Source organism: Nocardiopsis sp. TNDT3, assembly GCF_003427465.1.
Classification (GTDB): Bacteria; Actinomycetota; Actinomycetes; order Streptosporangiales; family Streptosporangiaceae; genus Nocardiopsis; species Nocardiopsis dassonvillei.
Genome location: NZ_QPFC01001415.1, coordinates 1 through 2496, shown reverse-complemented (window position 1 = coordinate 2496; position 2496 = coordinate 1). Strand labels below are relative to the sequence as shown.

Genomic DNA, 2496 nt, shown 5'->3' with positions numbered 1-2496 from the left:
CGCCCAGCCCGCGTTCGCCCCGTACGCCCGGGCCGGGGCCCGCTGGCCCAACGCGGAGTCGGCGGCCCGGCGCAACATCTCCCTGCCGCTGTACCCGCACCTGGACGACGCCCAGGTGGAGCACATCGCCGACACCGTGTGCTCGTTCGCCGACCATTCTGGAAGAGCAAGATGACCGACCACACCGCCGCGCCCCCCGCCGGACCGGCGCCCGCAGCCGCGCCGCCCCGGGGCACCCCGGCCGCCTACGCCCGGCTGGCCAAGCTCGACATCTACGACTACTACATCGGCCTGCCCCTGGTACTGGCCATGCTCGCGCCCGCGCTGCGCTGGGAGCCGGGCACGCTGGGGCTGCTCCTGCTCATCCTGCTCGCCGAGGTGGCCGTGGTGGCCGCCATGGTCGCCTTCGACGACGTCACCGGTTACCGCGACGGCAGCGACGCGGCCAACTACGGCTCGGACGCGGCCCGCCGCCGGCTGGCCCGCAAACCCCTCGTCGCCGGGACGCTCACCGAACCGCAGGCCCTGCGCTTCGCCTGGGCGGCGACCGCGGCGAGCGCCCTGCTCTGGGGTCTGGTCGTCCTGGTCGCCCCGCACCGGCCCGCCTGGGCGGTGGCCCTGGCCGTCCTGTGCGTGGTCGCCTCGGTCCAGTACTCCTGGGGCCTCAAGATCAGCTACCGGGGCTTCCAGGAGGTCTTCCTCATCGGTCTGGGCGTGGGCTGGGTCCTGGTGCCCTACGGTCTGCTCACCGGGGAGCTGAACGGCTTCGTCGTGGTGCAGGCCCTGCTGTTCGGCTTCGGCCCGATGCTCTTCGGCCTGTACTCCAACACCAACGACGCCGCGGGCGACCGCGCCGCCGGGCGGATCACCGTGGCCGCTCTGGTGCCCAGGCGCCTCAACACCGCCTTCATCATCGCGGCGACCGCGGCCGAGAGCCTGCTCATCAGCGGCTCCACCCTGGCCGGGATCTCCCCGTGGTGGTTCCCGCTCGTCCTGGCCCCCGTCTTCCTGATGCGGGTGGCCCAGCTGTTCATCGGGTTCGTCCGGGGCGACATCCTGCGCGCCCGCCGCCTCGCCATCCACACCCACCGGGTCACCGTGGTCCTGCTCATCGGCGCCCACCTGCTGGCCCCCGTGCTCCTGGGAGGCGCCGTATGAGCCAGGGGCTCGACGTCGCCGTGGTCGGAGCGGGCCCCGCCGGACTGGCCACCGCGCACGCGCTGGCCCGCGCGGGCCGCTCGGTCCGCGTCCTGGAGGCCGACGAGGCCGTGGGCGGACGCATGCGCACCCTGCGCGAGCACGGCTGCCTCATCGACACCGGCGCGGAGATGCTGCCCCCGGCCAAGGCCTACCCGGCCACCTGGCGGCTGATCCGCGAGGTCGGTCTGGACGCCGACCGCGGCGCGGTGCCCCGCATCCGCGGCGCCCTGGCGTCCTGGCGCGAGGGCCGGGCCCGACCGCACGTGGGCCGCCCCCTGGGCCTGCTCACCGGCGCCGGGCTGTCCCCCCGCGCGCGGGCCGACCTGCTGCGCCTCCAGATCCAGCTGGCCCGCCTCGGCCCGGACCCCGAACACCCCGAGCGCTCCCCGCTGGGCGCGCGCACCCTCGCCGAACTGCTCCGCCCCTACCATCCGGAGCTGCGCTACCGGCTGCTCGGCGCCCTGGCCGCCGGGTTCTTCGGCTGGGACCCCGAGCACACGGCCGCCGCCCCCTTCGCCGCGCACCTGGTCTCCGCGGGCAGCAGCGCCCGCTGGCGCACCTACCGCGACGGCATGGACACCCTCGCGCGGATCCTGGCCGACCGGCTCGACGTGGTCACCGGCCACCCGGTGACCGCTGTGTCCGCGGGCCCCGACGGGGTCAGGCTGGAGTCCCCGGCTGGCACGGTCACCGCCCGCGCGGCCGTGCTGGCCGTGCCCGCCCCGGTCGCGGCCGGGATCCACCCCGGCGCGTCCGGCGTCGAGCGCGCCTACCTGGAGGCCTGCGAGTACGCGCCCATGCTCCGCGTCTCCCTGGTCCTGGACCGCCCGATGGAACCGGCCGGGGCGCGCGGCGGCTTCGCCACCCTGGTGCCCGCCCTGGAGGACCCGCTGCTCAACGTGGTCACCGCCGACCACAACAAGCACCCGGGCCGGGTGCCGCCCGGACGGGGCCTGGTCTCCCTGGTGGCCTCCCCGCGCGGCGCCGCCGAACTCCTCGACGCCTCCGACGCGGTGGTGGCGGAGCGGCTCACCGACCGCGCCGAACCCCTGCTGCCCGGCCTGTCCCGACGCGTCGAGGCCGTCCGCGTGCACCGCTTCCGCCACGGCCTGCCCGCCGCGGGGCCGCGCGCCCTGCGCGAGCGCTCCGCCTTCGCCGTCCGCCCGCCCGCGGCCGTGGACTACGCCGGGGACTGGATCTCACTGCGCCCGTGCAGCGAGGGCGCGGTCTCCTCCGCGACCACGGCCGCCGCGCGGGTCCTGGCCTTCCTCGCCTCGACGGCCCCGACCCCCGTTC

Annotated in this window: 3 protein-coding genes; all 3 read left to right on the top strand. The window is 76.4% G+C overall.

Annotated features, from left to right (window positions below):
- The coding region (locus DQW06_RS28400) for a DegT/DnrJ/EryC1/StrS family aminotransferase (RefSeq protein WP_198662581.1) at positions 1 to 175 on the top strand (175 nt) is incomplete at its 5' end.
- Complete coding sequence (locus tag DQW06_RS28395; RefSeq protein ID WP_117199636.1) at positions 172 to 1158, top strand: UbiA family prenyltransferase; 987 nt, start codon at positions 172 to 174, stop codon at positions 1156 to 1158. The genes DQW06_RS28400 and DQW06_RS28395, both read left to right, overlap by 4 nt.
- Positions 1155 to 2496 (top strand): NAD(P)/FAD-dependent oxidoreductase (locus tag DQW06_RS28390; protein WP_117199635.1); only part of this gene is annotated, 1342 nt, incomplete at its 3' end. The genes DQW06_RS28395 and DQW06_RS28390, both read left to right, overlap by 4 nt.